Annotated in this window: 25 protein-coding genes and 1 other annotated feature; of the genes, 1 reads left to right on the forward strand and 24 read right to left on the reverse strand. The window is 43.5% G+C overall.

The window, feature by feature from the left end:
- Positions 1-3: 3 nt before the first annotated feature.
- From rlmB to mutY, 8 genes are all read right to left on the reverse strand, one after another.
- Positions 4-759, reverse strand: coding sequence for a 23S rRNA (guanosine(2251)-2'-O)-methyltransferase RlmB (gene rlmB / locus INP51_RS09630; protein ID WP_193737326.1), 756 nt, complete (start codon positions 757-759; stop codon positions 4-6).
- Positions 760-794: 35 nt separating this feature from the next.
- The gene (locus tag INP51_RS09635; protein WP_193734646.1) at positions 795-1,253 is read right to left on the reverse strand and encodes a Mini-ribonuclease 3; all 459 of its coding nucleotides are present in this window, start codon (positions 1,251-1,253) and stop codon (positions 795-797) included.
- Positions 1,253-2,659 (reverse strand): cysteine--tRNA ligase, encoded by a 1,407-nt coding sequence (cysS, locus tag INP51_RS09640; RefSeq protein ID WP_193734647.1) that lies wholly within the window; start codon positions 2,657-2,659, stop codon positions 1,253-1,255. The genes INP51_RS09635 and cysS overlap by 1 nt, the downstream gene beginning before the upstream one ends.
- 72 nt (positions 2,660-2,731) lie before the next feature.
- Positions 2,732-3,439, reverse strand: a complete 708-nt coding sequence (epsC, locus tag INP51_RS09645) for a serine O-acetyltransferase EpsC (RefSeq protein WP_193734648.1) — start codon at positions 3,437-3,439, stop codon at positions 2,732-2,734.
- A gap of 42 nt (positions 3,440-3,481) precedes the next feature.
- Positions 3,482-3,742: a binding site (T-box leader), on the reverse strand.
- A 283-nt stretch (positions 3,743-4,025) separates the two neighbouring features.
- Entirely contained in the window at positions 4,026-6,680 is a 2,655-nt protein-coding gene (locus tag INP51_RS09650) for a calcium-translocating P-type ATPase, PMCA-type (protein WP_193734649.1), read from the reverse strand.
- A gap of 236 nt (positions 6,681-6,916) precedes the next feature.
- The gene (gene ispF / locus INP51_RS09655) at positions 6,917-7,465 is read right to left on the reverse strand and encodes a 2-C-methyl-D-erythritol 2,4-cyclodiphosphate synthase (RefSeq protein WP_193734650.1); all 549 of its coding nucleotides are present in this window, start codon (positions 7,463-7,465) and stop codon (positions 6,917-6,919) included.
- A gap of 17 nt (positions 7,466-7,482) precedes the next feature.
- A complete protein-coding gene (locus tag INP51_RS09660) occupies positions 7,483-8,502 on the reverse strand; it encodes a glycosyltransferase family 2 protein (protein WP_193734651.1) in 1,020 nt (339 codons plus the stop codon).
- 27 nt (positions 8,503-8,529) lie between these two features.
- Positions 8,530-9,597, reverse strand: coding sequence for an A/G-specific adenine glycosylase (gene mutY, locus INP51_RS09665; RefSeq protein WP_193734652.1), 1,068 nt, complete (start codon positions 9,595-9,597; stop codon positions 8,530-8,532).
- Positions 9,598-9,761: 164 nt separating this feature from the next.
- Here mutY and INP51_RS09670 point away from each other — a divergent pair, with 164 nt between their 5' ends.
- On the forward strand, positions 9,762-10,394 hold the full coding sequence (locus tag INP51_RS09670; RefSeq protein ID WP_193734653.1) for an HAD family hydrolase: 633 nt from the start codon (positions 9,762-9,764) through the stop codon (positions 10,392-10,394).
- 46 nt (positions 10,395-10,440) lie between these two features.
- Here the strand turns inward: INP51_RS09670 and INP51_RS09675 are convergent, their stop codons facing one another.
- The 16 genes from INP51_RS09675 to nusA form a co-directional block, all read right to left on the reverse strand.
- Positions 10,441-11,325: a tocopherol cyclase family protein gene (locus INP51_RS09675; RefSeq protein ID WP_193734654.1), complete on the reverse strand. Its 885-nt coding sequence runs from the start codon at positions 11,323-11,325 to the stop codon at positions 10,441-10,443.
- Positions 11,326-11,422: 97 nt separating this feature from the next.
- Complete coding sequence (dtd, locus tag INP51_RS09680; RefSeq protein ID WP_193734655.1) at positions 11,423-11,863, reverse strand: D-aminoacyl-tRNA deacylase; 441 nt, start codon at positions 11,861-11,863, stop codon at positions 11,423-11,425.
- Positions 11,863-12,231 carry an arsenate reductase family protein gene (locus INP51_RS09685; protein ID WP_193734656.1) on the reverse strand — a complete coding sequence of 123 codons (369 nt, stop codon included), beginning with the start codon at positions 12,229-12,231 and terminating at the stop codon, positions 11,863-11,865. The genes dtd and INP51_RS09685 overlap by 1 nt, the downstream gene beginning before the upstream one ends.
- A 103-nt stretch (positions 12,232-12,334) precedes the next feature.
- Positions 12,335-13,225, reverse strand: coding sequence for an AEC family transporter (locus tag INP51_RS09690; protein WP_193734657.1), 891 nt, complete (start codon positions 13,223-13,225; stop codon positions 12,335-12,337).
- A 38-nt stretch (positions 13,226-13,263) separates the two neighbouring features.
- On the reverse strand, positions 13,264-14,514 hold the full coding sequence (locus INP51_RS09695) for an ABC transporter permease (RefSeq protein WP_193734658.1): 1,251 nt from the start codon (positions 14,512-14,514) through the stop codon (positions 13,264-13,266).
- Between the two features lie 11 nt (positions 14,515-14,525).
- Positions 14,526-16,346: a biotin/lipoyl-binding protein gene (locus tag INP51_RS09700; RefSeq protein WP_193734659.1), complete on the reverse strand. Its 1,821-nt coding sequence runs from the start codon at positions 16,344-16,346 to the stop codon at positions 14,526-14,528.
- Positions 16,343-17,026: an ABC transporter ATP-binding protein gene (locus tag INP51_RS09705; protein WP_329602296.1), complete on the reverse strand. Its 684-nt coding sequence runs from the start codon at positions 17,024-17,026 to the stop codon at positions 16,343-16,345. Before INP51_RS09705 ends, INP51_RS09700 begins: the two co-directional genes overlap by 4 nt.
- On the reverse strand, positions 17,023-18,366 hold the full coding sequence (locus tag INP51_RS09710) for an efflux RND transporter periplasmic adaptor subunit (protein ID WP_193734660.1): 1,344 nt from the start codon (positions 18,364-18,366) through the stop codon (positions 17,023-17,025). Before INP51_RS09710 ends, INP51_RS09705 begins: the two co-directional genes overlap by 4 nt.
- Positions 18,367-18,880: 514 nt before the next feature.
- Positions 18,881-19,807 carry a bifunctional riboflavin kinase/FAD synthetase gene (locus INP51_RS09715; RefSeq protein WP_193734661.1) on the reverse strand — a complete coding sequence of 309 codons (927 nt, stop codon included), beginning with the start codon at positions 19,805-19,807 and terminating at the stop codon, positions 18,881-18,883.
- 7 nt (positions 19,808-19,814) lie between these two features.
- Positions 19,815-20,717, reverse strand: coding sequence for a tRNA pseudouridine(55) synthase TruB (gene truB / locus INP51_RS09720; RefSeq protein WP_193734662.1), 903 nt, complete (start codon positions 20,715-20,717; stop codon positions 19,815-19,817).
- Positions 20,718-20,720: 3 nt separating this feature from the next.
- Positions 20,721-21,677: a DHH family phosphoesterase gene (locus INP51_RS09725; protein ID WP_193734663.1), complete on the reverse strand. Its 957-nt coding sequence runs from the start codon at positions 21,675-21,677 to the stop codon at positions 20,721-20,723.
- Positions 21,670-22,053, reverse strand: a complete 384-nt coding sequence (rbfA, locus tag INP51_RS09730; RefSeq protein WP_193734664.1) for a 30S ribosome-binding factor RbfA — start codon at positions 22,051-22,053, stop codon at positions 21,670-21,672. Before rbfA ends, INP51_RS09725 begins: the two co-directional genes overlap by 8 nt.
- Positions 22,054-22,090: 37 nt before the next feature.
- Positions 22,091-24,901, reverse strand: coding sequence for a translation initiation factor IF-2 (gene infB, locus INP51_RS09735; RefSeq protein WP_193734665.1), 2,811 nt, complete (start codon positions 24,899-24,901; stop codon positions 22,091-22,093).
- Positions 24,902-24,960: 59 nt separating this feature from the next.
- Entirely contained in the window at positions 24,961-25,266 is a 306-nt protein-coding gene (locus INP51_RS09740) for a L7Ae/L30e/S12e/Gadd45 family ribosomal protein (protein ID WP_230406761.1), read from the reverse strand.
- Positions 25,259-25,507 carry an RNase P modulator RnpM gene (gene rnpM / locus INP51_RS09745; RefSeq protein ID WP_193737328.1) on the reverse strand — a complete coding sequence of 83 codons (249 nt, stop codon included), beginning with the start codon at positions 25,505-25,507 and terminating at the stop codon, positions 25,259-25,261. The genes INP51_RS09740 and rnpM overlap by 8 nt, the downstream gene beginning before the upstream one ends.
- Positions 25,508-25,566: 59 nt before the next feature.
- A complete protein-coding gene (gene nusA / locus INP51_RS09750; protein WP_193734667.1) occupies positions 25,567-26,727 on the reverse strand; it encodes a transcription termination factor NusA in 1,161 nt (386 codons plus the stop codon).
- Between the last annotated feature and the right edge of the window lie 7 nt (positions 26,728-26,734).

The raw sequence follows: 26,734 nt of genomic DNA on the forward strand, positions 1-26,734 counted from the left end.
TTATTATCCTCGCTGCCTTACAATTTCAAAAGCAAGTATCCCGGCTGCAACGGATGCATTGAGAGAATCGATGTCTCCCTTCATCGGAATTGATGCAATAAAATCACATTTTTCCCTGACCAGGCGGCTGACTCCAGTTCCCTCATTGCCAATTACCAGACCAATCGGTCCCTTCATATCCAGATTATACATCTTTGTTCCGCTCATGTCAGCACATACGAACCACAATCCTTCCTTTTTTAATTTATCAATTGCAGCTCCCAGATTTGTAACTTTAGCAACCGGTGTATAATTAATGGCACCGGCCGATGTTTTCGCCACTGCTGGTGTGAGTCTGCACGCTCTGTGTTTCGGAATAATTATGCCATGTGCTCCTGCCAGGTTTGCTGTTCGAAGAATTGCACCCAGATTGTGGGGATCCTCAATTCCATCCAACAAGATGATGAACGGAGACTCTCTTTTCTTTCTTGCACATTCGAGAATATCATCTACTGAGCTGTATTCATAGGGAACGGCCACAGCGGCAACACCCTGATTGTTCTCTGTCCCAGAAAGCTTGGTAAGTCTTTCCTTTGACACATAACTGATAACTGTATCTTGTTTTTTTGCTTCTTGGACAATCTTCTGGACAGGACCGTCATGACTGCCAACCTGAATATACACTTTATCTACATTTCTTCCAGCGCGGAGTGCTTCCAATACTGCGTTTCTGCCTTCTATGATATTCTCCGCAAACTTATCTTTTTCGCCGTTATCCATCTCTTTTCTCTTCCTTTGCATAGATTTTATACCACTCATGATCTCAGCCCAAGTTTTATCAGATCTATCATTCTGTGATACTCACCCCCAAGATAAAGGTATCCCATCACCGCCTCAAAACCTGTTGCCCTCCGATAATCCGTAATGCTGGCATTCTTTGCACTGGTAAATGATTTTGCATTACGTCCTCTCTTGTAGATCTGCATTTCATCTTCTGTAAAATGTGGCTTTAATATTTCAATCATCTGTGATTGTTTTTCGGCCTTTACCAGTCCCGTTGCCTTTCTGTGCAGTTTATTCACCTGCATGTTACCTTCATCAACCAGAAGCGTACGAATGATCAGCTCATAGATTGCATCGCCAATATAAGCCAGCGTAAGAGGTGAATACGTCCGTAGGTCTACATTCTCCTGATGAAACTGATTTTTCAGGTAGCTTACTAAACTTTGTTCCTTTTCGATTTGTTCACTATTCAATTCTTTTTTGTCTTCCATCAAATTCTCTTCCACTTCACCCCTTCTCGAGTATCTTCCAGCACAATTCCCATTCTGGTCAGCTGATCACGGATTCCATCGGCTTTTGCGAAGTCTTTTGACTTTCTTGCCTGCTGGCGCTTTGCTATCAACTCCTCGATATCATCATCCAGAGTCTCTTTTTTTCGGTCCACAATCAGGCCAAGAATCTCACACAATGAAACAATCTCTGCTTTTACTGTCTTGGCAAATTCACTTGAGCTTTCTTCTTTTACCTCAGTGTTTGCAAACTTCACCAATTCGAAAATCGCTGAAATTGCATCAGCGGTATTGATATCGTCATCCATATATGATTCAAACTTCACACGATAGTTTCCCATTTCACGGATACTTTGTTGTTCTTCTGCTGTCAGTTTCTCAGCCTTTGCAGCGCAAATAATATCTTTGCAGTGATCTACCGCGGTTACGATCCGTCCATAGGCATTCTTAGATGCATCCATGATCTGATCGCTGAAATTCAGAGGACTCCTGTAGTGAGCGGAAAGCATAAAAAATCTTAAAATCTGAAGATCATACTTTTCTTTGATATCACGTACTGTGAAAAAGTTGCCAAGAGACTTGCTCATCTTTTTATTATCAATATTTAAAAATGCATTATGCAGCCAATATCTTGCAAATGGCTTTTCATTGCAGCATTCACTCTGGGCGATTTCATTTTCATGATGTGGAAAGATCAGATCCTCTCCGCCCGCGTGAATATCAATCTCATCACCAAGATATCTCTTGGACATCTCCGAACACTCAATGTGCCAGCCCGGACGTCCGTCACTCCATGGAGACTTCCATGCCGGTTCCCCTTCTTTCTTAGGTTTCCAGAGCACAAAGTCAAGCGGATCCTCTTTCTGTTCCTCACCAGTCACCTGCAAAGAACGGTTTCCGGAACGAAGATCATCCAGATTTTTGTGTGACAATTTTCCATATTCATCAAATTTTCTCGTTCTGAAGTAAACCGTTCCATTCACATCGTAGGCATAACCTCTGTCAATCAGCGTCTGAATCATATTGATCATTCCAGGGATCTCCTGTGTTGCAAGCGGATGAACCGTGGCAGGCCTCACATTCATTGCTGCCATATCTTTCTTGCACTCAGCAATATATCTTCGGGAAATCTCCTCGGCCGTTACACCTTCTTCCATCGCCTTCGCAATAATCTTATCATCTACATCAGTGAAATTCGAGACATAATTTACCTTATATCCTTTATATTCCATATAGCGTCTGGCTGTATCAAATACGATCATCGGACGTGCATTTCCAATATGGATCAGATTATACACGGTGGGTCCGCAAACATACATGCTGATCTCACCTTTTTTCAGGGGAATGAATTCCTCTTTCTTTCTGGTCAAAGTATTATACAATTTCATACTGTTTTCCTCTCTGTTTTGATGGCGGCTGATATTTTCATCAGATTTTCGCAAATCAATTTCCGGCTGATTTTATTCAACGATCCTGTCTATTTTCTTACCATCACTTTTCTCTCTATCATTTATAACATATTTCAGCTCTTTTTCCAACTCTAAAACACGATTTGTCAGTTCTGTATTCTCCTGCTGCAATACTTTAATGTCGTCCAGAACCGGATCCGGCAAATGTACCTGATCCATCGTATCTCTTGGAACCTTGACATTTTTAATCTTTGCTATTCTTCCCGGCACACCTACAACCGTACAGTTTGGCGGCACCTCACTGAGAACAACGCTTCCGGCTCCAATTTTTGAATTCTCACCAACGGTAAATGATCCCAGCAGCTTTGCACCGGCACTGACCATGACATTATCCTTCAGTGTAGGATGTCGTTTTCCTGATTCTTTTCCGGTTCCACCTAGTGTTACACCCTGATAGAGAGTGACATTATCCCCTATAATCGTCGTCTCACCTATTACAACCCCCGTACCATGGTCAATAAACAGACCCTTTCCTATCGTCGCACCCGGATGAATCTCAATTCCGGTCTTCCTCACTGCTCGCTGCGAGATCAAACGTGCTCTGAAATAATGTCCCTTTAGATATTGTTTATGGGCTCTTCTATACTTCAGCATAACACGAAAACTCGGATACAAAAGCACCTCCCACGGTGATTTGATTGCCGGATCCCGCTCCTTAATAACCGAAAATTCTTCTTTTACATAGGCAATGAATCCCATATGCATGTTCCTCCCTGTTCAAAATCAAAAAGAATTTCGTCTGATAAAGACGAAATTCTTCGTGGTCCCACTTTATTTTCAGAATTCTGGCACTGTCATGGATTTTCATCCGGAAGTGACTAGAATTCCGCTTCATCGGCCTGTAACGTCAGCCATACGAATCAGACTATAAAGAGATCCCTGTTCATCTGATCAACTCCCGGAGGCACTTCACAGGTCACGTAATCAGACCGCTTACAGCTGATAACGGTCATTCTCTGCAGATTCGGATGTCCTGATACTTTCTCCGTTCAACGCCTTTGATAATATATGATACCAGTGTCAAAAGGTCATGCTTTTCATGCTTGCATGAAAAAGCATGACTTTGGGACCCGCACAAACATGAGAAAGCAACCCGATTAGGGTGTATTTCGAATGTTTGTAGGATTACGTGAGCACAAAGTGCGGAGTAATCCGTGTATATAGGGGTCAAATTACTTTTGACCCCTACATCAATATATAGTACTAGTGTATTCATTCGAATAGATTTTGTCAACCCCGATTATGCAAAAAGCAGTGCCCTTATAGTCAAGAGCACCGCAGATTTTTATGAGACCGTCTTTTTGAATTTTCTCTGGATTAGCTTTACAACTTCCACAATTGGGATGATCGATATAGCAAGACCCATAGCAATCAGGTACTCATTCCATTCGATTGTCTGAAACGAGAAGGCTTTGGCAAATACTGGAATCTCAATCACTCCTGTCGACAACACGAAAGAGAGTATCATAGCACCCCACAGCCATTTGTTCTGACCAGGCATCTTAAAGATGGATCCTCTTCTTGATCTCATATTAAAGGAATGGAAGATCTCAATCATTGCAAGTGTAAGGAACGCCATCGTCATACCATCCGCACTTTCTGTGATTTCCCATACTCCTGCTTCCAGACGATGCCCGATAAAATAAGATAGTAAAGTGAGTACGGTTACAATCGCACCTTGAAGTACAATATCGAATCCCATGCCTCCGGCGAATATTCCATCTCTGGAATTTCTTGGTTCACGCTGCATGATATCGTTCTCGGCCTTTTCCATCCCCAGAGCAAGAGCCGGGAAACAGTCTGTAATCAGGTTAATCCACAATAAGTGAGCAGGTCTTAAGATTGTAAATCCCATCAGCGTTGCAATAAACACAGCAAGAACTTCCGCGATATTGGAAGCCAGAAGGAACTGGATTGCCTTTCTGATATTGTCATAGATTCTCCGGCCTTCCTCTACAGCCGATACGATCGTTGCAAAGTTATCATCTGCCAGTACCATATCTGCGACATTCTTTGTAACATCGGTTCCTGTGATTCCCATACCGACACCAATATCGGCAGTCTTAATGGAAGGAGCATCATTAACACCGTCGCCAGTCATGGCTACGATCATTCCCTTGCTCTTCCATCCCTTAACAATTCGAACCTTATGTTCCGGCTGAACACGTGCATAAACCGAGTACTGTTCAATCTTTTCCGGAAGATCTGAATCGCTGATGTCATCAAGCTGTGCACCGGTAATCGCTTCATCGGCACTTTTGATAATTCCAAGCTGTTTTGCTATTGCAACAGCAGTATCTATATGATCTCCTGTAATCATAATAGGGCGGATACCAGCTTCACGGCACTCACTTACTGCATCTTTTACCTCCGGACGAATCGGATCGATCATACCTGAAAGTCCGACATAGCACAGATCTTGTTCAAGATTTTCAGGACTTTGATCTTCAGGAACCTGATCCCAGCTGCGCTGTGCTCCGCAAAGTACGCGGAGTGCCTGATCGGCCATCTCTTTGTTCTGGTGTGCAATTTCTTTTCTTGTGTCATCGTCAAGGGCAACTTCTTTGCCATTTCTCAGAATTTTTGTGCATTTCTTTAAAACAACATCCGGGGCACCTTTTGTAAACTGAATGACGTTACCGTCATCTGTCTTATGAATCGTAGACATCATCTTACGTCCGGAATCAAAGGGAGCCTCGCCGATACGAGGGTATTTTTTTTCAAGTTCATATTTTGGCATTCCCAGTTTCCCGGCATCATTTACAAGAGCACACTCTGTGGGTTCACCGATGGCATCGCAGTCACCTTCCACTTTTGCGTCCGAGCAAAGTGCCATAGCCATGGCCAGTCTATCCTCATCATCTCCTGCATGATCAACTACTGTCATCTTATTCTGTGTCAGTGTTCCGGTCTTATCAGAACAGATAATCTGGGTACATCCCAGTGTCTCCACTGCAGTAAGTCTGCGGATCACTGCATTCTTCGCTGACATTTTGGTAACACCCATTGACAAGACAATAGTCACAACAGCCGCCAGTCCCTCCGGAATAGCTGCCACAGCGAGAGATACTGCTACCATAAATACATTTAAGATAACTTCCGCATTGATTCCGGTTCCGTAAGCGGCAGCTCTGATAAGACTGACAGCAAAGATTACGACGCAGATTACGAGTACCAAAATACTAAGAGTTTTACTGAGCTGATTCAATTTACGCTGAAGTGGTGTCTCATCATCTTTAGCCTTAGAAAGGGCATCTGCAATCTTACCCATCTCCGTGTTCATACCGGTACCAGTCACGACAGCCTCTCCACGACCATAGACAATAGTACTGCCCATATAACACATATTCTTTCTGTCACCCAGCGGAACATCCTTCTGACCGTCCAGATTCAGCAGCTTACAGACTTTATTGACTGGAACAGATTCCCCTGTCAGTGCAGCCTCCTCAATCTTCATGCTTGCGCTTTCCATAATTCTGGCATCCGCAGGTACTGCATCTCCGGCTTCCAAGACAATGATATCCCCAGGAACCAGATCCTCACTTTTAATAGTGATTTGTTTTCCATCTCTAATCACATTCGATGTGGCAGCGGCAATCCGCTGAAGCGCTTCAATTGCTTTCTCTGCTTTACTCTCCTGTACCACACCTAGTACTGCATTGATGATCACCACGATCATAATGATGATCACATCTGCAAAAGAGTCTCCATGTACCACAGCCATAACTCCGGAAATGACAGCGGCTGCAATCAAAATAATGATCATCGGATCCGCAAGTTCTGCCAGAAAACGCTTGATGAGAGAGTCTTTCTTACCCTCCTTCAGCTTATTCTTCCCGAATTGCTCAAGTCTTTTTTCGGCTTCTTGTGAACTCAATCCGTCTTTTGTGGATTTTTGATCCTGCAGTACTTGTTCCACATCAGCTAAATACTCTTTCATAGCTATCTCCTTTAAGTATTATTAGTCTTTCATCTTCCGATTATCTTTCCACAGGTATCCTGTATCCGTGATGATTAAAAAAAGAGACTTATCTGAAAACACAGATAAGTCTCGTCATTTCATCAAAAGCCAGGAATCTAATTCCGAGTGTTGACTTTTTCACGGCTAACCGTCGACTACTCCCTTACCCGCTGATTATAACATAGCTTTGTCTGATAAGTCAAACTATTTCAATATCATTTCGCATCAAGTCTCGGGCATCCGCCACAACCGGCACAGGATGAAGAGACACGATCATCTTGCATGTAGTCAAGTGCCGGAACGATTGAGCACACAGCATGTGCCGATATTCCCTCGAGATGACCGGTAAATCCCAGCCCTTCTTCCGTGGTGGCCTTAACATTCACCTGTTTATCTTCAACTTTTAACGCCTCTGCTATGTTTCTTGTCATCTGATCAATATAGGGCCGCAATTTTGGTTTCTGTGCGACAATCACTGCATCAATATTCTCAATCAGATACATGTGTTCCTCAAGCATCTCTCTTACTTTGCCCAGAAGCTTGATACTGGATACATCCTTATAAACAGGATCTGTATCCGGAAAATGATATCCAACATCCTTAAGAGCGGCGGCTCCCAAGAGGGCATCCATCACTGCATGTATCAGAACATCCGCATCAGAATGACCGTAAAGACCCATCTCACAGGGGATTTCAACTCCACCAAGAATCAGCTTTCTGTCTCTGGTAAGCCTGTGTACATCATATCCTATTCCAGTTCTCATATTGTGAACTCCTATCTCTAATTGAATCCGTATAGCTTCTGTACAATCTTATATCCGGTTATGGATACCTTTCTTCCACCTTTCCCAGGCAGATTCATGGCTCCGCCTGTCAGACCCCAGCGAATGCTAAAGTATGCAAGCGGATCGTGTTTCTTTAGATAATCCCAGAGTTGTCTCTTCTTCTCAAGGCTTTCCGGCGTGTCAGCACGGATCAGCATAATGGAGGACACGGTCATGATAATTCCCAGTGAATGAAGCATAAATTTTCTCTGAGGTCTGCTAAGAGATTTCTGTCTCCCCATATATTCAATCATCTCATAATTGACATTGAGCTGTTGATCAACCCTGCCAATCATAACATCTTCATTGACTGACTGGTCTGCTCTTCCGATAAAATACCGATAAAAATTCACATCCAGATAATATAGGGTCTTCACATATGGAAATGGGATAAAAGCAAATAGATTATCCACATAGAATGTATGCTCCGGCAGTTTGAGTCCGCATTCCCTTAAAAGAGAAGTCCGAAAAATCAGAGAATGCATCAGCACATAATGCGTCATACGCAGGTTTTTGATATCACTCCACTCAAACATCTCCCCTTCCGGGAATTCATGTGGATAACGCATCACTCTTTTTTTCTTTGCACCTTCCTTTTCGTATACATAGTTAGATATGAGTACATCCAGCGTTCTCGGGCCTCTGGTTACTTCATCCAAAAGCTCCAGTATCTTCTTATATGCATCAATATTTACCCAGTCATCACTGTCAACAACCTTAAAATATAGTCCGTCTGCCTTTGAAATTCCGGTATTTACCGCTCCCCCGTGGCCCTTGTTTTCCTGATGAATCGTACGGACAATATCTGGATATTTTGCCGCATACTCGTCTGCTATTTTGGCAGTATCATCTTTTGTCGATCCATCATCAATGATCAAGATCTCAACCTCATCGCCTCCGACAAGCAGGGAATCAATACACTTTCGCATATATGCCGACGAATTGTAACACGGCACTGCTATACTTAATAGTTTCATCTTTCCTTTATCCTCAATCTGTTATACTTATATTTTATCTCGTCCAAGATTTAGATTAACATATCTGGCGTAAGCAGAATAGGCTCTTGGGACAGGATAATTCTTTTCTGTCTGCTCTGTTTCAACAAATAACATCTTTTCATCTTTTGGATGATCAAGCTCTGAAACCTGAACTGCATATCCCATCATATCCCATTCCACATGGGAAAAAATATGCTTTGCTTTCGGAAGAGACTGAATCCTGAGCGGAGATAGTCCGTAGTCTTTCACCTGTTCCAAAACCTCATCCCTGCTCTTATAACCATCCAGGTTCGGGAATTCATAAAGTCCCGCCAGGAGTCCCCGGGAGGGTCTCTTATGAAGTGCGATACGGCTGCCGTCCTGTATGAGAAGAATCGTGTGTTTCTCCAGCCTTCGGGCTTTCGCTTTGCCTTTTACCGGGTATTTATCAATTCTTCCGCCTTTTCTCGCCTTGCAGCTCTCTGCGATCGGACATACCATACAGTGTGGACTTCCATTCGGAATGCAGACGACAGCACCAAGTTCCATCAGTGCCTGATTGAATGCTCCCGGATCGCTTTTTGGCATCACTTTCATGAGATCAGCCTGCACTCGGTTTTTCATCGATTGTTTCATAATATCGTCATCATTCTCAGAAATTCTGGCAATTACGCGAAGAACATTCCCGTCCACAGCCGGAACCGGGATTTTATAAGCAATCGAAGCAATCGCCCCGGCAGTGTAATTTCCTATGCCTGGAAGGGTTTTCAGGAGTTCGTAGTCAGCGGGAAGTTTCCCGTTATATTTCTCCACAACCTGTATGGCAGCTTTTTGCATATTGCGCACGCGGTTATAGTACCCAAGGCCTTCCCACAATTTCAAAAGTCTGTCTTCAGGACACGATGCCAGATCTTCCATCTTTGGCAGCGCTGTTTTGAATCTGAGAAAATAAGGTTTTACTGCCTCTACTCGTGTCTGCTGCAGCATAATTTCCGATATCCAGATATCATATGCATCAAAAGTCTCCCGCCAGGGAAGAATTCTTTTGTTTTTATCATACCACATCAATAGTGGTTCTACAATTTTTTCTAACATTTCCTTTCACAAATCCTCTTCTTTTCGCATACTACTATCTTGCCACAAAACAGTAAAAAATGCAAAATAAATGTTGAAATTTGTACAGATTCTTATTACAATGGAGGAGATTGGCCACAGGTCAACGTAACTGTCAACTGCAGATATATTTTAAGGAGTTTATATTGACTGATAGCATAATATTTGATTTGGACGGAACACTCTGGGATTCAACTGATTCAGTGGCCGGTGCATGGAACTGCGTCATAGCGGAAGAAACCGACTTGAATAAGCGCGTAACTGCAGACGGCTTAAAAAAGCTTTTCGGTAAAATGATGGACGATATCGCTGCCGATGTCTTCACTGGAGAGACTAAGAGCAGACAAAATGAACTTATGAATCTCTGCTGTCAGGAAGAGAAACGGGTTCTGCTTCGTCATCCGGGAACACTCTATAATGGTCTTGAAGATACACTGAAGATTCTTTCAAAAAATTACCGGCTCTTTATTGTAAGCAACTGTCCGGCCGGTTACATAGAAACTTTTCTTAAAGTAACTGACTTTTCAGACTACTTTGCCGGTCATCTCTGTCCGGGCGATACCGGAAAGGCTAAAGCAGCCAATATCCGTGCAGTCATGGATTCCTACGGTCTGTCATCCCCTGTCTATGTGGGTGATACAGATGGCGATGAGAATGCGTCCAGAGAAGCAGGCATTCCCTTTATCTATGCATCCTATGGTTTTGGATCCGCAAAAGATCCGGACGGAATAATCAATTCTCCCAAAGACCTGTTTGACGTTCTGGAACAGAAAAACTAATGTTGTATCTTGCTTGACACTCTGTGTTATGATGAGCTGAGATGAATCAGCCCCTCTCCCACCCGGCTCTCTCTCCCAGAATTCGCAGGACACTCTTTTTACCCCTAAAAAGCTCATACCGCACAGGACATGAAGCACTTTCCTGTATGGCGCGGCCCAACTTCCCGTCCGAGGGTGCAAGGAGAATCTTGGGGTTTTCCTGCAAGGCAGTCATGCGAAGAGTCCAGATACCCTGACGAATCACCACAATACTTTTTTGATTGAGTACAACCCTTGCACCTAGGTAAGTTGCAAATCTGTATTGTTTCCCGCGATATAGGATAATGCAAATGCAGCCGGAAAAACTACCGAATAAAAAGGGAACATCTGCCACTGCTGCCATAATACACCCCCCGCCCTGATCTTCAAATCCACACTGCGTCCACATATACTCTTTCGGAAAGGATCTTCCTCTGTCCTTTTCCAGATACCCTCTTCCGCCATCCAGACTGATTTTATTCCCATTTAAGTATAGATCTCCCTTTAACTCATGATAAAGGCTTTCCACCTCATGAGTGCACTGCATACCAGGAAAGTAAAAGAACAGCCCCATAATCTCTTTTTTCATTGGTGTAAAGTTTCCAAATCTCACACTCCCTTCCAGATTAATGCCTTCCTCATGTATGCTTAAACGGATTCCCTTTTCTGTGAATATATTTTCGCCGATTTTGACTCCCAGTCTGTCCGAACTTGCCCGAAACATACTTACAGGAAAATATAAATACCAGGAAGATTGTCCCGTGATAACCTGCATACTGACACTTTTCTCTCCATTTTCATCCACATGAAAAGCCGGAATTACAGCCAGTGTTTCCGTATTATTTTCCTGTTTAAAATACCATCCTTCAAAATAAGAACTTTGTTTATTTTGTCCGTGAAAATGTTTTTTCAAGTTTAAAGCCTCCTGCAATGGAATATTTCTTATCCATAGCATGTACAGCTGATATGAAAAATACACACAAAAAAGACAGGATTATATGATCACCTGCTTACAAGTCTTCCAGTATCACCGTAAATGGACCATCATTTACCAGAGACACTTTCATATCGGCGCCAAATTCTCCGGTCTGAACAACAGGTACTTGCTTCTTTGCCTCCTGTATCATATATTCATACAATTCGTCAGCCATATGGGGTCCTCCGGCCTCGATAAAGCTGGGGCGATTTCCTTTGCGACAGTTCGCATAAAGCGTAAACTGCGAGATCAGAAGCAATTCCCCCTTCACATCAGCCAAAGACAGGTTCGTCTTTCCCTGTTCATCTTCAAAGATTCGAAGTGCCAGCATTTTCTTCAAATATTTGTCTGCTGTCTCCATCGTATCATCCTGCCCAATTCCGACCAAAACCATCAATCCCTGATTGATGTGTCCAATCATGTTTCCATCTGCCCTGACAGAAGCTTCTGTCACCCTTTGAATTACAAGTTTCATTATGATTGTGCCTTTCTGTAAATTTTTCCCCATTCCGCTTCTTTAAATCCTGTTAGAACATAATCATCTCCGACAACAAGCGGACGTTTTACCAGCATACCGTCCGCAGCAAGCAGCTGAAGCTGCTCTTCTTCGGTCATGCCGGGAAGTTTATCCTTTAATTTCATCTCTTTATAAAGATTTCCGCTGGTATTGAAAAAACGTTTTAAAGGAAGACCGCTTTTTTCATACCATTTCTTTAATTCATCCACAGTCGGATGCTCCTCCCGGATCGGGCGGGTATCATATACAACATTTTGATCATCCAACCACTTCAAAGCCTTCTTACAGGTACTGCATCTGTCATAACACAAAATTAATGGCTTCATTATTCCTCCCGTTTTTTGTTTGTTTTTTTGTTTCATATTGAAAATTTTATCATAAAAAGACCACCCGGACAAGCACATGAGCCTTCCCAGGGTAAATGGTATTTCACAGCAGCAATGAGATGATAGGAACTGTCAGAAGAGAGAACACAGTTGTAAATGCAATAAGATGGTTACCTTCTGTCCCTCTGCCCCCATATTCCTGTGCAAGCATACCTGCTATACTCGCACAGGGCATGGATACACATAACAGAAAGATTCCCAATATCTCATCAGCAACCGGAAGTTGTTTTACTATCAATACACAGATAGACGGAATCAGCAGCATCTTTACAAACATAAACTCATAAAGTTGTCTCTGTAAGAAAAGTTCCCTGAGACTCATCCTTGCCACCGATGCCCCTATGATGAGCATAGACAGAGGGATGGATGCATCCCCGAGATACTTACAGGCGTCTTTTATCGGTGCGGCCACTGGTATCCGAAAGATAAAGATTAAAAGGCTGAGCAGACAGGCAAGAAATCCCATATTGATAATATTTTTCCACGAATAATCCGCCTCCTTATCTGACGATTTGGATGCCAGATAAATTCCCAATGTATACGCAAGGAGATTGAAAACCAGGATATAAAACACCAGATAAATGATATACTTTTCACCATAAAGCCCTCTCACAAGAGGAATCCCTATGAATCCTACATTGTTAAAAATCATCATAAGCTGATAAAATCTGGCCTGTTTTATCTCAAAACGTCGCAGCTTAACATACAAGTAACTTAAGGTAATCAGAAGTGCATACATCATTACAACGAGAAGTAGGTTATCCATGATATGGATATCTTTTTCAATATTTGTATCAAGTACTCCTGAAATGATGATCATCGGATTTAATACATTTACAATCAGTGTTGTAATCTTAGCACATGATATGTCATCCAGGACCCCTTTCCTGTAACTGATAACACCGACCAAGATCATAAGAAACAAAACTGTCATACGCTGCAGTAAAATAATGCTGTTCACTTATCCTCCCCCTATTCACGTCTCAGTGCCTCAATCGGATTCAGATTCGAAGCCTTAATGGAGGGAAGCAGCCCGAACAGGATTCCGATCACAACGGAGAATCCCACAGATCCGAAAATCGCCGGTACAGAAATTGCCACCGGAGTCTGCGAGACTTTTGATATCACTTTGGCCAGAATGATTCCAGCCACAACTCCCAACACCCCTCCGATACTGGTGAGTACAGCTGCCTCTGTGAGAAACTGCGCAAGTATCCGTCGCTTTCTGGCACCGATGGCCTTTTTCAGACCAATTTCACTGGTCCGCTCAGTGACAGATACCAGCATGATGTTCATAACTCCGATACCACCAACCAACAGAGAGATACCCGCCACACATAGTAACAGGTTATTCGTGCTGGCACTTAACTCCTGCAGTTCCCTGGCTTTTTTTAGAAGGTCTTCTGCTTTGTATTTAACATCTCCTTCTTTATCTAATACTGCCTCGTTCATAATCTTAGCAGCTTCTTTTCCGACAGTGCTCATAGACTCCGTGCTTTCTGCCCGCAGAACCACATTTTGAGGCTCATCAAACTGAAAGACTATCGGCCAGCAGACATCCGGCATCAGTACGGTTCCCGATGCATCCTGGTAATATGTATAATAGTCCTCCATAGAATGAATCACGGGTTGAAAAGATTCCGCCTTCTTGATCAGACCTACAACTGTAAAAGGTTCTCCTCTGATCTCAATCGTATTGCCCAGAGCAGATCCTGCATCAAAAAGAGTGACAGCTGCCGTTTCATCGAGAAGTACCACTTTGTGGATATCTGAGTAATCACTTTTGACAAATCCTCTTCCATCACTGATTACATATCCGGAAGTATTCAGATAGTCCGTGTCAATTCCGCAGGCCTTTCCAGAGTCAAGGCGGATGGAACCGCGTTTGATGCCATCTACATAAGGCCTATTGTAATAAAAGGATGCATTCACTACATGATCCAGATGATGCAGGCGTTCTTTCATATCATCCTTAAGAACTGTGACTTGCTGTGGCAGCCCTTGATCCATATAGTAGTCATCCTCGCCTTGCCTTAATGTGACGGACACATTATTATTCCCGGCGCCAATCAGATTCTGTTTGATCTGTTCGTTCGTTCCCTTAATCGTTGAAACGATAGCTATAATTGATGCTATTCCTATGATAACTCCCAACATTGTGAGGAAGGAGCGCATCTTATGTGACCAGATTCCCTGAAAGGATAGTCTTATATTTTCCAACATTTTTCTTCCCCCTATCGATACAGCTGTTCGCTGCTTCCTTCCTTTGTCTTAGCGCCTTCCCTTACATTCTTCGCATAGGGGAATGCAATCCAATCCTCCTCGCCGACACCGTCTTTTATCTCGTAGCAATCACCCCAGATCAGGCGGCCAGTGTTGATCTTTTTGCGTTTCAGTCTCTTATCTTTTCCGCGTACGTAGACATATTTTGCACCATTCTCTTCCTTGATAAATGCTCTGCTTAAGGAGAGTCCGCCGCCCATATTGCCATCTGACTGCGAATCCAGAGAAATTCCCACACCCTCATTGTTCCTGAACTGTTCTCCACCCTCTTTGATCAGCAATGTAAGCGGATACCCGGATGCATTCGAATCGGAATAGTTGTTATATTGTTCCGAAGGATACGGGGAGACCTCTTTGACTGTCGCCTCGCATGTAGTACCGCTTTCGTAAGATGTCACACTTACCACATTGCCCTCTTTGATTTTATCAAGCATCAGTTCACTGACCAATCCGCGCACATACAGTCCCTCTGTCCCGGATACCACCAGAAACGGAGAGCCATCTCTGGGTGGATTTTTCGGGTCACCGACATTTTTCACAACACCGCCAAACTTTGCAGTGACCTGTCCTTCATCTAAAGTCTTCTGTGCCGTATTTAATTTCATATTCTGCTCTTGCAGATCCAGCCTCAGTGCAGATAACTCCTTTTCCTTGTCCTTAATTGCAGATGCCAGTTCATCCTTCGTGTACACGGTATCCGAAGAAACCACTGAAGGCGTCATAGACGGTTTCGGACTTTCTTTCCTCTTTTGAGAATTCGGGCTGGCACTCGCACCTCTTGTATCCGTAAATATAAATTTTTTTTTGCCTCTCATCGCAAGATTAAGGGGCTTTATCTTCATATTTCCCGCCGATGTCTCAATGAAGGAGTCCGAATTACTCTTTAATTCCAGTTCTCCTCTCCAGTCTTCATCGAAAGGTTTTTCAATACTCGCACCATTCTGTTTCCATCCTTTGATCAGGTTTCCTTCTTTTTTATCTCCCTCTCTGACTTCCAAAACGAAAAAGAAAGTTTTTCCAGCTTTCTCTCCCCGCACACCATTTTCATCATAGACATATCCCATCATTGCATTCATAAAAGAAGCTTCGATTACCGTCCCGTTCTCACAAAGGAAACGATAAGGTTTATCCTTATCCCCTTCACCGTCATAGTACTGCTGCCTATTACTATAGCTCAGCGGGTTGTCCTTACTGAACACTGTAGGCGCAGACGGAGTCGGCGTCTCAGTCGGTATCTCAGTCGGTGTCTCAGTCGGACTAGGCGTTTGTTCCGTTTCCGGATCTGAGTCATTATCTCCCTCATCGTCGCCGCCGACATCTATGCTGTCACTGCCGACAGGTACAGACGCAGCAGGATTGTTTGAGGCTGACTTTATCTTTTTTAATTTTTTCAGATCATTTTCAGCGATTTTTACATGAATCTCTGCCTGATCTCTCGAGAGTTTCTGCATTTCAAGATTAAGGCTTGACAATTCCATGTCATATGTGAGAAGGACATCTCCTTCTTTCACGATATCGCCTTCCTTTACCTTTACCTCTTCAACGGTCTGGGTATCCGTCAGATAGACGTTTTGAGTCGTGTCCGATGTCACCATCCCATCCATATTCTGGGCGGCATCATCCCAGTATCCGCCATTGTTCACTTCGCTTACAGGTACAACCAGTACTTCCGATTTTTGCGTACTCTTTACCGCATATACAACACCAGATCCGGCAGCACATATGCCCGCTGCAGATAGTAAAATTGTCACAATTCTTTTTCTCTTTGTCATAAAACCGTCCCCTCCTTTCGGCTTAAGACTCCATCTTTAATCTCAATCTTTCGGTCTGCATAAGAGGCAATCTGTTGATCATGTGTAATCATCAAAATGCTGATCCCCTCTTCATTTAGTTTCTGAAATAATTCCATGATCTGACTCCCGGAAGTAGAATCTAAGGCTCCTGTAGGTTCATCTGCAAGCAAAATCTTAGGATGATTGACCATGGCTCTTGCGATTGCAACTCGTTGTTTCTGCCCGCCGGAAAGTTGTGTCGGTTTAAAATTCACACGATCAGATAGTCCTACTCGTTCCAGTGCCGAAGACGCCAGATCTTTTCGATCGTTTTTTGGCATCCCCTTATATATCAGAGGCAGGGATACATTGTCGATAGCAGACTGCCGCGGCAGCAGCTCAAAATTTTGAAAGATAAATCCAATTTTGGAAAGACGGATATCTGACATTCGATTCTCTGTGCAGCTTCCCATATCTTCCCCATCGAACAGATAAGTCCCGCTTGTGGCCTGATCGAGACAACCGATAATATTCATAAGTGTCGTTTTTCCGGAACCGGAAGGTCCCATAACTGCCACATACTCCCCCTCTTCCATCTCGAAGCTGATATTTTTCAGGACCGGAATTACAAGTTTATCCTGTCTGTAGTCTTTACAGATATCTTTTAATTCAAGAATCACCTGACTACCTCCACTTCTGTTCCCATTTCTTCCTTGGATTCGGATCCCTCACCTGTTTCGGTTTCCCCACTTGTTTCCGGTTCCCCACTTAATTCTGGATCCCCACCTGTTTCTGGTTCCTGACCGGAAAGATTGCTCTGTCCGATCATACCGTCTTCACCTTCAGCGGTTTTCATCCCTTCTTTTAAGTCTGGCTCCGGGAATGTAACAGAGTCGCTCTTCGTAAGCCCATCTGCAATTTCGTACTGCATCATGTTTTCATCATGCTGGCCAAGTGTGACAATTCGTTTTTCAAGTTTACCCTTACCGTTATCGGCCCATACGTATGGTTTTTTCTCTGGATCGACAATAAATGCTTCGTCCAGCCAGACACCGGCTGTATGATCTTTTCCCTGACCCATATCCGGTTCTATATAGACATGCTGGCCGAGCATCAGGTCTTCATTTTTTTCGAGCGTCACATAAAATGGATAAGAGCTGCTCTGGTTCATCCCATCCGTAGAATTCATATAACTGCCGCCATTTTCGTCTTCTGACCCGGCATTTTCACGGTCGATTTTCGTGATGGTACCCTTCCATGCAATATCCGAGTCCATACGGGAATGCACAAGAACGGGCATGTCCTCGCTCACCGATCCCATATTCATCTCGTTGGCACTACCCCTGATTCGAAAGTCGCCGGTGGAAAGTATTGTCATAAAAGAATTGTCCTGATCACCATACGGATCCATCATCCCATTATCCGTTCCTTTTCTGATTGATTTCACCACACCTGCAATCTTACTGGTGACAGTCGCATTGCCAATGTTTTCTTTTAATTTGTCAATCTCGAGCTGCTTACTTTTCCCCTCGTATTCTTTTTGCTTTAGTTCCAGCTGAGCCTCCTGAATCTGAAGCTGTAAAGTCGCCTGTTCCTCTTTTGGCGCCGCCTTCTTATCCTTTGTAAGCTGACTGATATTCACCTGCATGCCGGAGAGCTCATTATTCAGACGATCAAGATCAAGAGTTGCCTGATCAAGATCTTGCTGATACTTTTCCGTATCATATGTAAATAACATGGTCCCGGCCTGGACCTCCTGTCCTTCTTCCACCAGAATATCCTTCACCGTCTTTTCGGGATCGACCTGCACTTTCCAGGTCTCCTGCGATTCCACAACTCCTGAAAATCGGTTCACCATACCATTTCCACTGCCCAGATTCATCAGTTTTTCTATCTTATTGACATAGACAACATTTTCATCTTTTTTTCCTGCCTTTTGCGAGATAAAAACCCCAACACAGCCGATCACAAGAACCACTGCAGCACATATACTGATTATGATAGTTTTCTTTTTCCTCATATCTTCCTCCCATGGACTATTCAATGTTTCGGACTGCAAAAGCTTATAACAATCCGCAGATATCATCATAGTATCACAAAAAACAAAGAAAGTCTTTAAAAAAATCTTAATATGATGATACCAGGGTCAAAAGGTTCTGCGTTTCATGCTTGCATGAAAAAGCATGACCTTGGGACCCGAACAAACATAAGAATGCAACCCGATTAGGGTGGAATTCGAATGTTTGTAGAGGATTACGGGAGCACAAAGTGCGGAGTAATCCGTGTATCATCAGGGTCAAAAGGTTCTGCGTTTCATGCTTGCATGAAAAAGCATGAACTTGGGACCCGAACAAACATGAGAATGCAACCCGATTAGGGTGGAATTCGAATGTTTGTAGCGGATTACGGGAGCACAAAGTGCGGAGTAATCCGTGTATCATCAGGGTCAAAAGGTTCTGCGTTTCATGCTTGCATGAAAAAGCCTGTGCAATCCTGATAAATCAGGCTGCACAGGCTTTTTACAATCGTAAACTTTATTGTGACATACCAAAATACTTTTTTCCAATTTCTTTGTCTTTATTCATCTGAATTCTCAGTTCTTCTATAGAATCAAATTTTACTTCCGGGCGCTGGTAATGAAGAAGACAAACGCAGGCTTCCTTCCCATACAGATCCAGATCACAGTCAAATAGATAGGTTTCTACTCCGACAAACTTCTCCTGTACGGTGGGCTTTATGCCTATGTTGCTGACCCCATAGAATTCTTGTCCATCGATCCTGGCAACAGAGGCATAGACACCTCTGGGTGGAAGAAGTTTCTCAGGCTTTGGAACTTGATTAATCGTCGGCATACCGATCTGACGTCCTAGTTTGTGCCCATGGATGATATCTCCAATAATCATATAAGGATATCCCAAAAGCATATGAACTTTTTCCATATGGCCTTCCAGTAATTCCTCACGGATATAGGTACTACTCACTTCACGACCGCCGTCTTTTACTTTATTCAGCACCTCAACTGCAAATCCGTACTTTTTCCCCATCTGACTTAGCATAAATGGATTACCACGTCGATTCTTTCCAAAATGGAAATCGGAGCCTACGACAACAGCTTTCACCTGCAGTTTCTTCACCAGGATCTGAGTGATGAATTCTTCCGGTTCCATGTTTCGAATCTGTGGAACAAATGGACACTCAATTAACGTATCAACCCCAAAACTTTCAATTCTCTGTCTTCTCTCTTCATTGCTCAGAAGTGTCTGAGGCTTTCGGTAGCCTAAGGTAACCTGAGGTGAGGCATCAAAAGTAAAGATGACTGTCAAAAGGCCATCTCTCTTTCCGATTTCAAGTATGCGGTTTATCAGCTTTCTGTGTCCTAAGTGAACCCCATCAAATTTGCCCAGGGTGATCACGGAAGGGCTTCTTGTCTCAAAATTCAGTGTATTTTTGATATATTCCATTGTTCCCTCAACTTATAAACATTTTTTCCGGTTTAAATATGCTGCATCTGTTATCATACTTATAGATCCCCATGAATTGACCTGTACTGTCATACAGGCGGATTCTATCTGGAAATCTCACATCAATTCCAGACAAAATGATCCGTTCGGGCAAAAGTGCATTTCCATTGTGCACAAGGATATCAAATTCCGGCTTTACATGTGCTTTTTCAAGGTGTTCAAACATCGCATCCACAGGCAATATATATTCACCGATTCTCTGCTCGTCTTGTAATTTTTTCACACTAGTCAGTGTCAGGGCCTCATCTTTTGTAAATCTTCCGACTCTCCGCCGGATCAGATGTTCCATCGCACCGCCACATCCCAATTGTTCACCGATATCATGGCAAAGAGTGCGGATATAGGTCCCCTTCGAACAGGTGACTTCGAACGTCACTTTCGGCTTATTGATCTCAAGAATTTTAATTTCATAGAAAGTGACAGGACGTGGCTTTCTTTCAACGGTTTTCCCTTCTCTGGCGAGTTCATAGAGCCTTTTCCCATTTACTTTCAAAGCGGAATACATGGGAGGTGTCTGAAGTCGGTCACCGCAAAAACTTTTCACACAAGTGACAATCTCTTCTTCTGTACAGTCTACCGGATGACGATCTTGCACCTCTCCGCTTAAATCCTGGGTATCTGTGCTAATCCCAAGCTGCATAACTGCCTCATAAGTCTTCGTCCCATCAGTGAGCATATCACAAAGTTTTGTGGCGTTTCCCAGACAGACTGGCAGTACTCCTACTGCATCGGGGTCGAGTGTTCCCGTATGCCCGATCTTTTTCTGCTTTAGGATCCCGCGAAGCTTTGCAACTACATCATGGGAGGTAAATCCTGCTTCTTTATAGATATTTAAGACGCCGTTATACATGTGTTACACTTCTTTCAATTGTATTTCGATCTGACTGGAAAGATTGCAGATAACATCGTAGGGCGTACCATGCATAATGCATCCTGCAGCTTTTGCATGACCACCGCCGCCAAACAGAGACGCAATCTTACTCACATCCACATAACTTTTTGATCTCAGGCTTACTTTGAACTGGCAAGAATCCTTCTCATAGAGAAAGATGGCAACTTCCACTCCTATAGTATTGCGCAGCTGACTGACAATGCCGTCCATATCCCTGGAAGTGAGTCCATAAAATTCCATCTCTTTTTGCCGGACAACACCGGCAATACAGCTGCCGTCAAGCAGGAGAATGCTCTCCATCAAAGTTCGCCCTAACAGTTGATTCTGCGCATACGATTTCTGGTAGAAACTTCTGTCGACAATATCAGAAAAGGGGATCCCCTTCTCCATCAGATTTGCAGCGGCACGCATCGTTGCCGGGGAGGTATTCGTATACTGAAAGACTCCGGTATCGTGTACAATTCCAGTGTATAGGGCCTCGGCACAGGCTTTGGATATCTTTTTGTCATCCAAAATTTCATATAAAACCTCGCAGGTAGAACTGGCTTTCGGAAGAATGCGGTTCATCCGTCCAAGTCCCTTGTTTGTAACATGATGATCGAGACACACAGTGTTATCCATGCACTCATACAAAGAGGCTGCAACCCCGATTCGATCACTGCTGCTGACATCGAGAAGGAACATCAAATCGTAGTCACTCCCGGAATCATATTCTGTCTCGACACAATCAATGTCCCTGATAAATAAAAACTCATCCCCCGGTTTCTCCAGATAGACATCCACATGGACTGCCGGAAAATTATCTTTCATATACAGATACAAGCCCATACAGGATCCGATGCAGTCGCCATCGGGGTTCACGTGTCCCGCAATTGCTGCCGACTTTACCCCGTCTAAAACCTCATCGAGACTATTCATCTTTCTCAGTCTTCCTTTCGGTCTGATCTTTGTTTATATCATCAATTAATTTCGACATATTGACACCATACTCGATGGACTCATCCAGAACAAATATGATCTCCGGCGTATTTCTAAGATTTACATTTTTGGCCAGGAGTCTGCGGATATAGCCTTCTGCATTTCGAAGCCCCAAAATTGTATCAGATTTTGCCTGATCATCTCCAAGTACACTGATATAGGCCTTACAAGTCTTAAGATCCGGTGCAACCTCAACTTTCGTGACTGATGTCATCATAGCAATTCTGGGATCTTTGATCTCCTTTCGGATAATCTGACTTAATTCCTTTTGCACTTCCTGATTAATCCTGATATTTTTTATACTGTTTTTTCTCAATTTAATCCCTCTTAATTCCTGAAGTACCAATGAGATCTCACCTTGGTACTTCTACCATGGTATAAGCTTCTACAATGTCTAGTTCCTGAATATCATTAAAGTTATCGAACACAAGTCCACACTCATATCCGGCTTTCACTTCTTTTACATCATCCTTGAATCGTTTCAGTGATGCAAGTGGTCCCTCGAAGATTTGTTTTCCTTCACGCGTAATTCTAACGCTGCATCCTCTTTTGAATATACCGTCTAATACATAACTTCCTGCAATTGTCCCGATCCCAGATGCCTTAAACAGCTGACGGATCTCGGCATGACCGATCACCTTTTCTTCATAGACAGGATCCAGCATTCCCTTCATGGCCGCTTCGACATCTTCGATAGCCTGGTAGATGACGCGATACAGGCGCATGTCTACGCCTTCCTGATCCGACAGGTTCTTGGCCTGAGTATCCGGTCTGACATTGAATCCGATTATGATAGCATTAGACGCCGCCGCAAGCGTTACATCAGACTCTGTAATAGCTCCGACACCGCCATGTACAATCTTGACAACCACCTCTTCATTGGACAGGCGAACCAAAGATTGTTTCATCGCTTCAACAGACCCCTGAACATCCGCTTTCAATACAATGTTCAGCTCTTTTAAACTGCCCTCCTGAATCTGGCTGAACAGATCATCCAAAGACATCTTAGTTCTTGTATCTTCGAGCAGTTTATTCTTACCTTCCGATACAAAAGTATCCGCAAAATTCTTGGCATCCTTGTCTGTATCTGTGGCCACAATAATTTCACCGGCATTAGGCACATCATTAAGTCCCAGCACTTCAACAGGAGTAGACGGACCTGCCTCTTTCACACGACGTCCTTTATCATCTGTCATGGCACGTACTTTTCCCGAGCATGACCCCGCCGCTATATAATCTCCCTGGTGCAGGGTGCCCTTCTGAACGAGGATATTTGCAACAGGGCCTTTCCCTTTATCCAGCTGTGCCTCGATTACCAGGCCTCTTGCCCTTCTCTTCGGATCTGCTTTCAGTTCCATCACATCCGCAGTGAGCAAAACCATCTCAAGTAATTCTTTGATTCCCTCATGAGTGTGCGCTGACACTGGTACAAAAATTGTGCTGCCTCCCCAATCTTCCGGAATCAGTTCCTGCTCGGAGAGTTCCTGCTTAACGCGTTCTACATTTGCGCCTGGCTTATCTATCTTATTAACGGCAACAATAATCTCAACACCGGCCGCTTTCGCATGATTAATTGCCTCTATCGTCTGTGGCATCACACCATCATCAGCAGCAACAACCAGAACCGCAATATCCGTGGAATTCGCACCACGCATACGCATAGCCGTGAAAGCCTCATGTCCCGGTGTATCCAAGAATGTGATTCTTTTGCCATCAACGGAAACGACAGTCGCACCAATATGCTGTGTAATGCCACCGGCCTCGCGATCCGTCACATGAGTATTGCGGATTGCATCCAAAAGCGAGGTTTTTCCGTGATCAACATGCCCCATGACACATACTACCGGAGGACGTGACACCATATTTTTTTCATCCTCTTCATCTTCTTTTAACAGCTCTTCAATTACATCAACTTTGACCTCCGGCTCTGCTATAATATCATAACCCAGAGCAATCTCCTCTGCCTGTTCATAGGTCAGTTCGTTGTTCACTGTAACCATTGTCCCTTCCAGAAACAACTTTTTGACGACCGCAGCCGGCTGCATCTTCATCTTTTCAGCCAGTTCTTTAACCGTGAGTTTCTCCGGCAGTATAATCTCCTTAACTACTTCCTTTTTCTCCTCTTTTGGCTTAGGTGCAGGTTTTTGAAGAGCTTTTGGAATATTGCTGTTTCTTCTGCGGTTCTGGTTTGGCCTGTGGGAATTTGGACGATTTCCCTGATTTGGTCTGCGATCCTCACCAAAACTTTTCTCTCTTCTGCTTTCTCTCGCTTTGTCTTTCTCCTTATGGTTGGTATCTCTGGATGGTTTCTTTAATCCAAGATCCATCGATTCAACCTGATGTTTCTTTTCGCGATTTGGTCCAACCGGAGGACGGCCGTTTTTATCTCCCGACTGATATGGTTTTGAACCATAGGGACGCTGCGAATTATTGCTTCTGTTCCCCTGAAAGCGATTATTTCTGTCTCCCTGAGAACGATTACCGCCGCGATCGTTACGTTCTCCATAAGGCCGGTTATTTCTATCGCTTTGTGGACGATTATTTCTGTCACCTTGTGGACGATTAGTGCTGCGAGCCCCCTGAAATTGATTATTTCTTTCGCCTTGCGGACGATTAGTGCGATTATTCCTGTCTGTCTGGGTCTGAGTACGATTATTATTACGATCGCCCTGATTACGGCTGGTTCTCTCACTCTGCGGGCGGTTACTTCTCTCCTGTCGATTTGCATTCCCCTGATGTCCACGTGAAGGCCGATCATTCATACGTGAGCCTGCATGTTCCCTCTTATTGGGCTGGCTCTTTGTATTAATCTGATTTTTTGTATCTTCCTCAGCCGCCTTATGCTCATTTTGCATTTTCGCTGCTTTTTCATTCTGAGCACGCTGCTGTAATTTTTTTCTTGCCTCTTGACTTGTCGCGTTCTGTGGACGCACTACCTGGATAATATTAGATTTCTTCTTTGGTTTTTCCACTGACTTCTCCTCTGCTTTTCCTGACTGATTTTTTTTAGAAGCAAACTCTTTACGGACTATTGTCTCCTGATGTTCATCCAGGACGCTCATATGGCTTTTGACGTCTATCTGCTTACTTTTCAAAAAATCCATGATCTCTTTGTTGCTGTGATCCAACTCTTTTGCCAGCTCATGTATTCTAAGTTTTGACATATTACCACCGACCTTTCCAAAATGTCCCCTAAAACTTTCGTTCTAAAGTTCATTTCATACTACTGATTTATCTGTTTCTCTACTAATTTCGCCATATTCGTATCTGTAATTGCAAGCGTTGCCCGATATGTCTTTCCTATTGCTGATCCGAGTTCCTCCATTTTTCCGAAATAGCAGATAGGTACACGGTAGTATTCACACATATTGCCAAACTTCTTCTTGGTATTCTCTGAAGCGTCTTTTGCAACAATCACCAGTGACGCTGTCCCTGATTTCACCGCATGTTCCACCTGAAACTCGCCGCTTGCAGCCTTTTTGGCTTTCATCGAAAGTCCCAGGAAAGAGTATATTCTTCTTTCATCCAAGGGCATTCATCTCCTTTGCCAGACTGTCATAAACCTCTTCGGGAACAGGCACCTTAAACGCACGCTCCAGTCCTTTATTTCTGACAGCCTTTTTGAGGCATTCACCACACCGGCACACGTAAGCACCTCTCCCGTTCTTCTTTCCAGTAGGGTCAAGCAGAATCTCGTCTTCCGAGGTTTTAATAATTCGTATCAACTCCTTCTTATTTTTCATCTCATTACATCCTACGCATTTTCGCATCGGAATTTTTTTTATTTTTCCCAAACAATCACATCCATTCTTGTCCAGAGTAATTTTGGTTACTCCTGAGGATCTTCATCCTCCGGAATTATGTCACCCAGATCATCAAAGTTCTCATCTTCCAAAACGTTATATTCGAGATCTTCTCCATTCTCTTCTTCCTGATCGTATTCAAAATCCCCGGCTTCCCTCGCCTGAGTTTCGCTTTTAATATCTATCTTAAAGCCTGTCAGACGTGCAGCCAGTCTCGCATTCTGTCCTTCCTTGCCGATGGCAAGAGACAGCTGATAATCAGGCACGATGACCTTTGCAGTTTTCTCATCGGGATCTGCCATCACCGAGATCACCTTTGCCGGTGAGAGTGCATTCTCAATCAGAAGGGCGGGATTTTCATCCCAGTTGATGATATCAATTTTCTCACCTTTTAACTCATCCACGACATTATTCACACGGGCCCCATTCATACCAACACAGGCTCCGACAGCATCGACATCCGGATCATTGCTCGATACGGCGATCTTGCTTCTCGATCCTGCTTCACGGGCTATACTCTTGATTTCAACAGTACCGTCTCTCACCTCAGTAACTTCCTCTTCAAAAAGACGTTTCACAAGTTCTGGATGAGTTCTGGATACCAGAACTTTTGGTCCTTTCGGGGTATCCTTCACCTCGAGGATATAAAGTTTGATACGTTCTGTCGGGCGATAAGTCTCTCCTTTTACCTGCTCGTTCTCTGTCAGAAGAGCATCCACCTTTCCAAGGTTTATACTCACATTATTGCCTGCATAACGCTGGACAATACCGGTAACAACATCATGTTCTTTCTCATAGTACTGATTATACAGTACTTTTCTTTCCTCTTCACGTATCTTCTGTAATATGACATTTTTCGCATTCTGTGTAGCAATTCGCCCAAACTGTTTAGACTGAATATCCACATTCACGATATCGCCGATCTCATACTTGTTGTCGATTCGCTTTGCATCTTCCAGAGAAATCTGTAAAACAGAATTCTCCACATTCTCGACAACTTCTTTCCTGGCCGTTACAGAATAATCACATGTTTTCGGATCTATCTTTACTACAACATTATCAGCTGTTCCAAAATTATTCTTACATGCCTGTAAAAGAGACTGTTCAATTGCGTCGAGCAGCACATCCTTACCGATGTTTTTCTCCTTCTCCAGAATATTAAGGGCTTCTAATAACTCTGTATTCATCTTTTTC

It is taken from the genome of Blautia liquoris, assembly GCF_015159595.1.
In the GTDB taxonomy this organism is placed as follows: Bacteria; Bacillota; Clostridia; order Lachnospirales; family Lachnospiraceae; genus Novisyntrophococcus; species Novisyntrophococcus liquoris.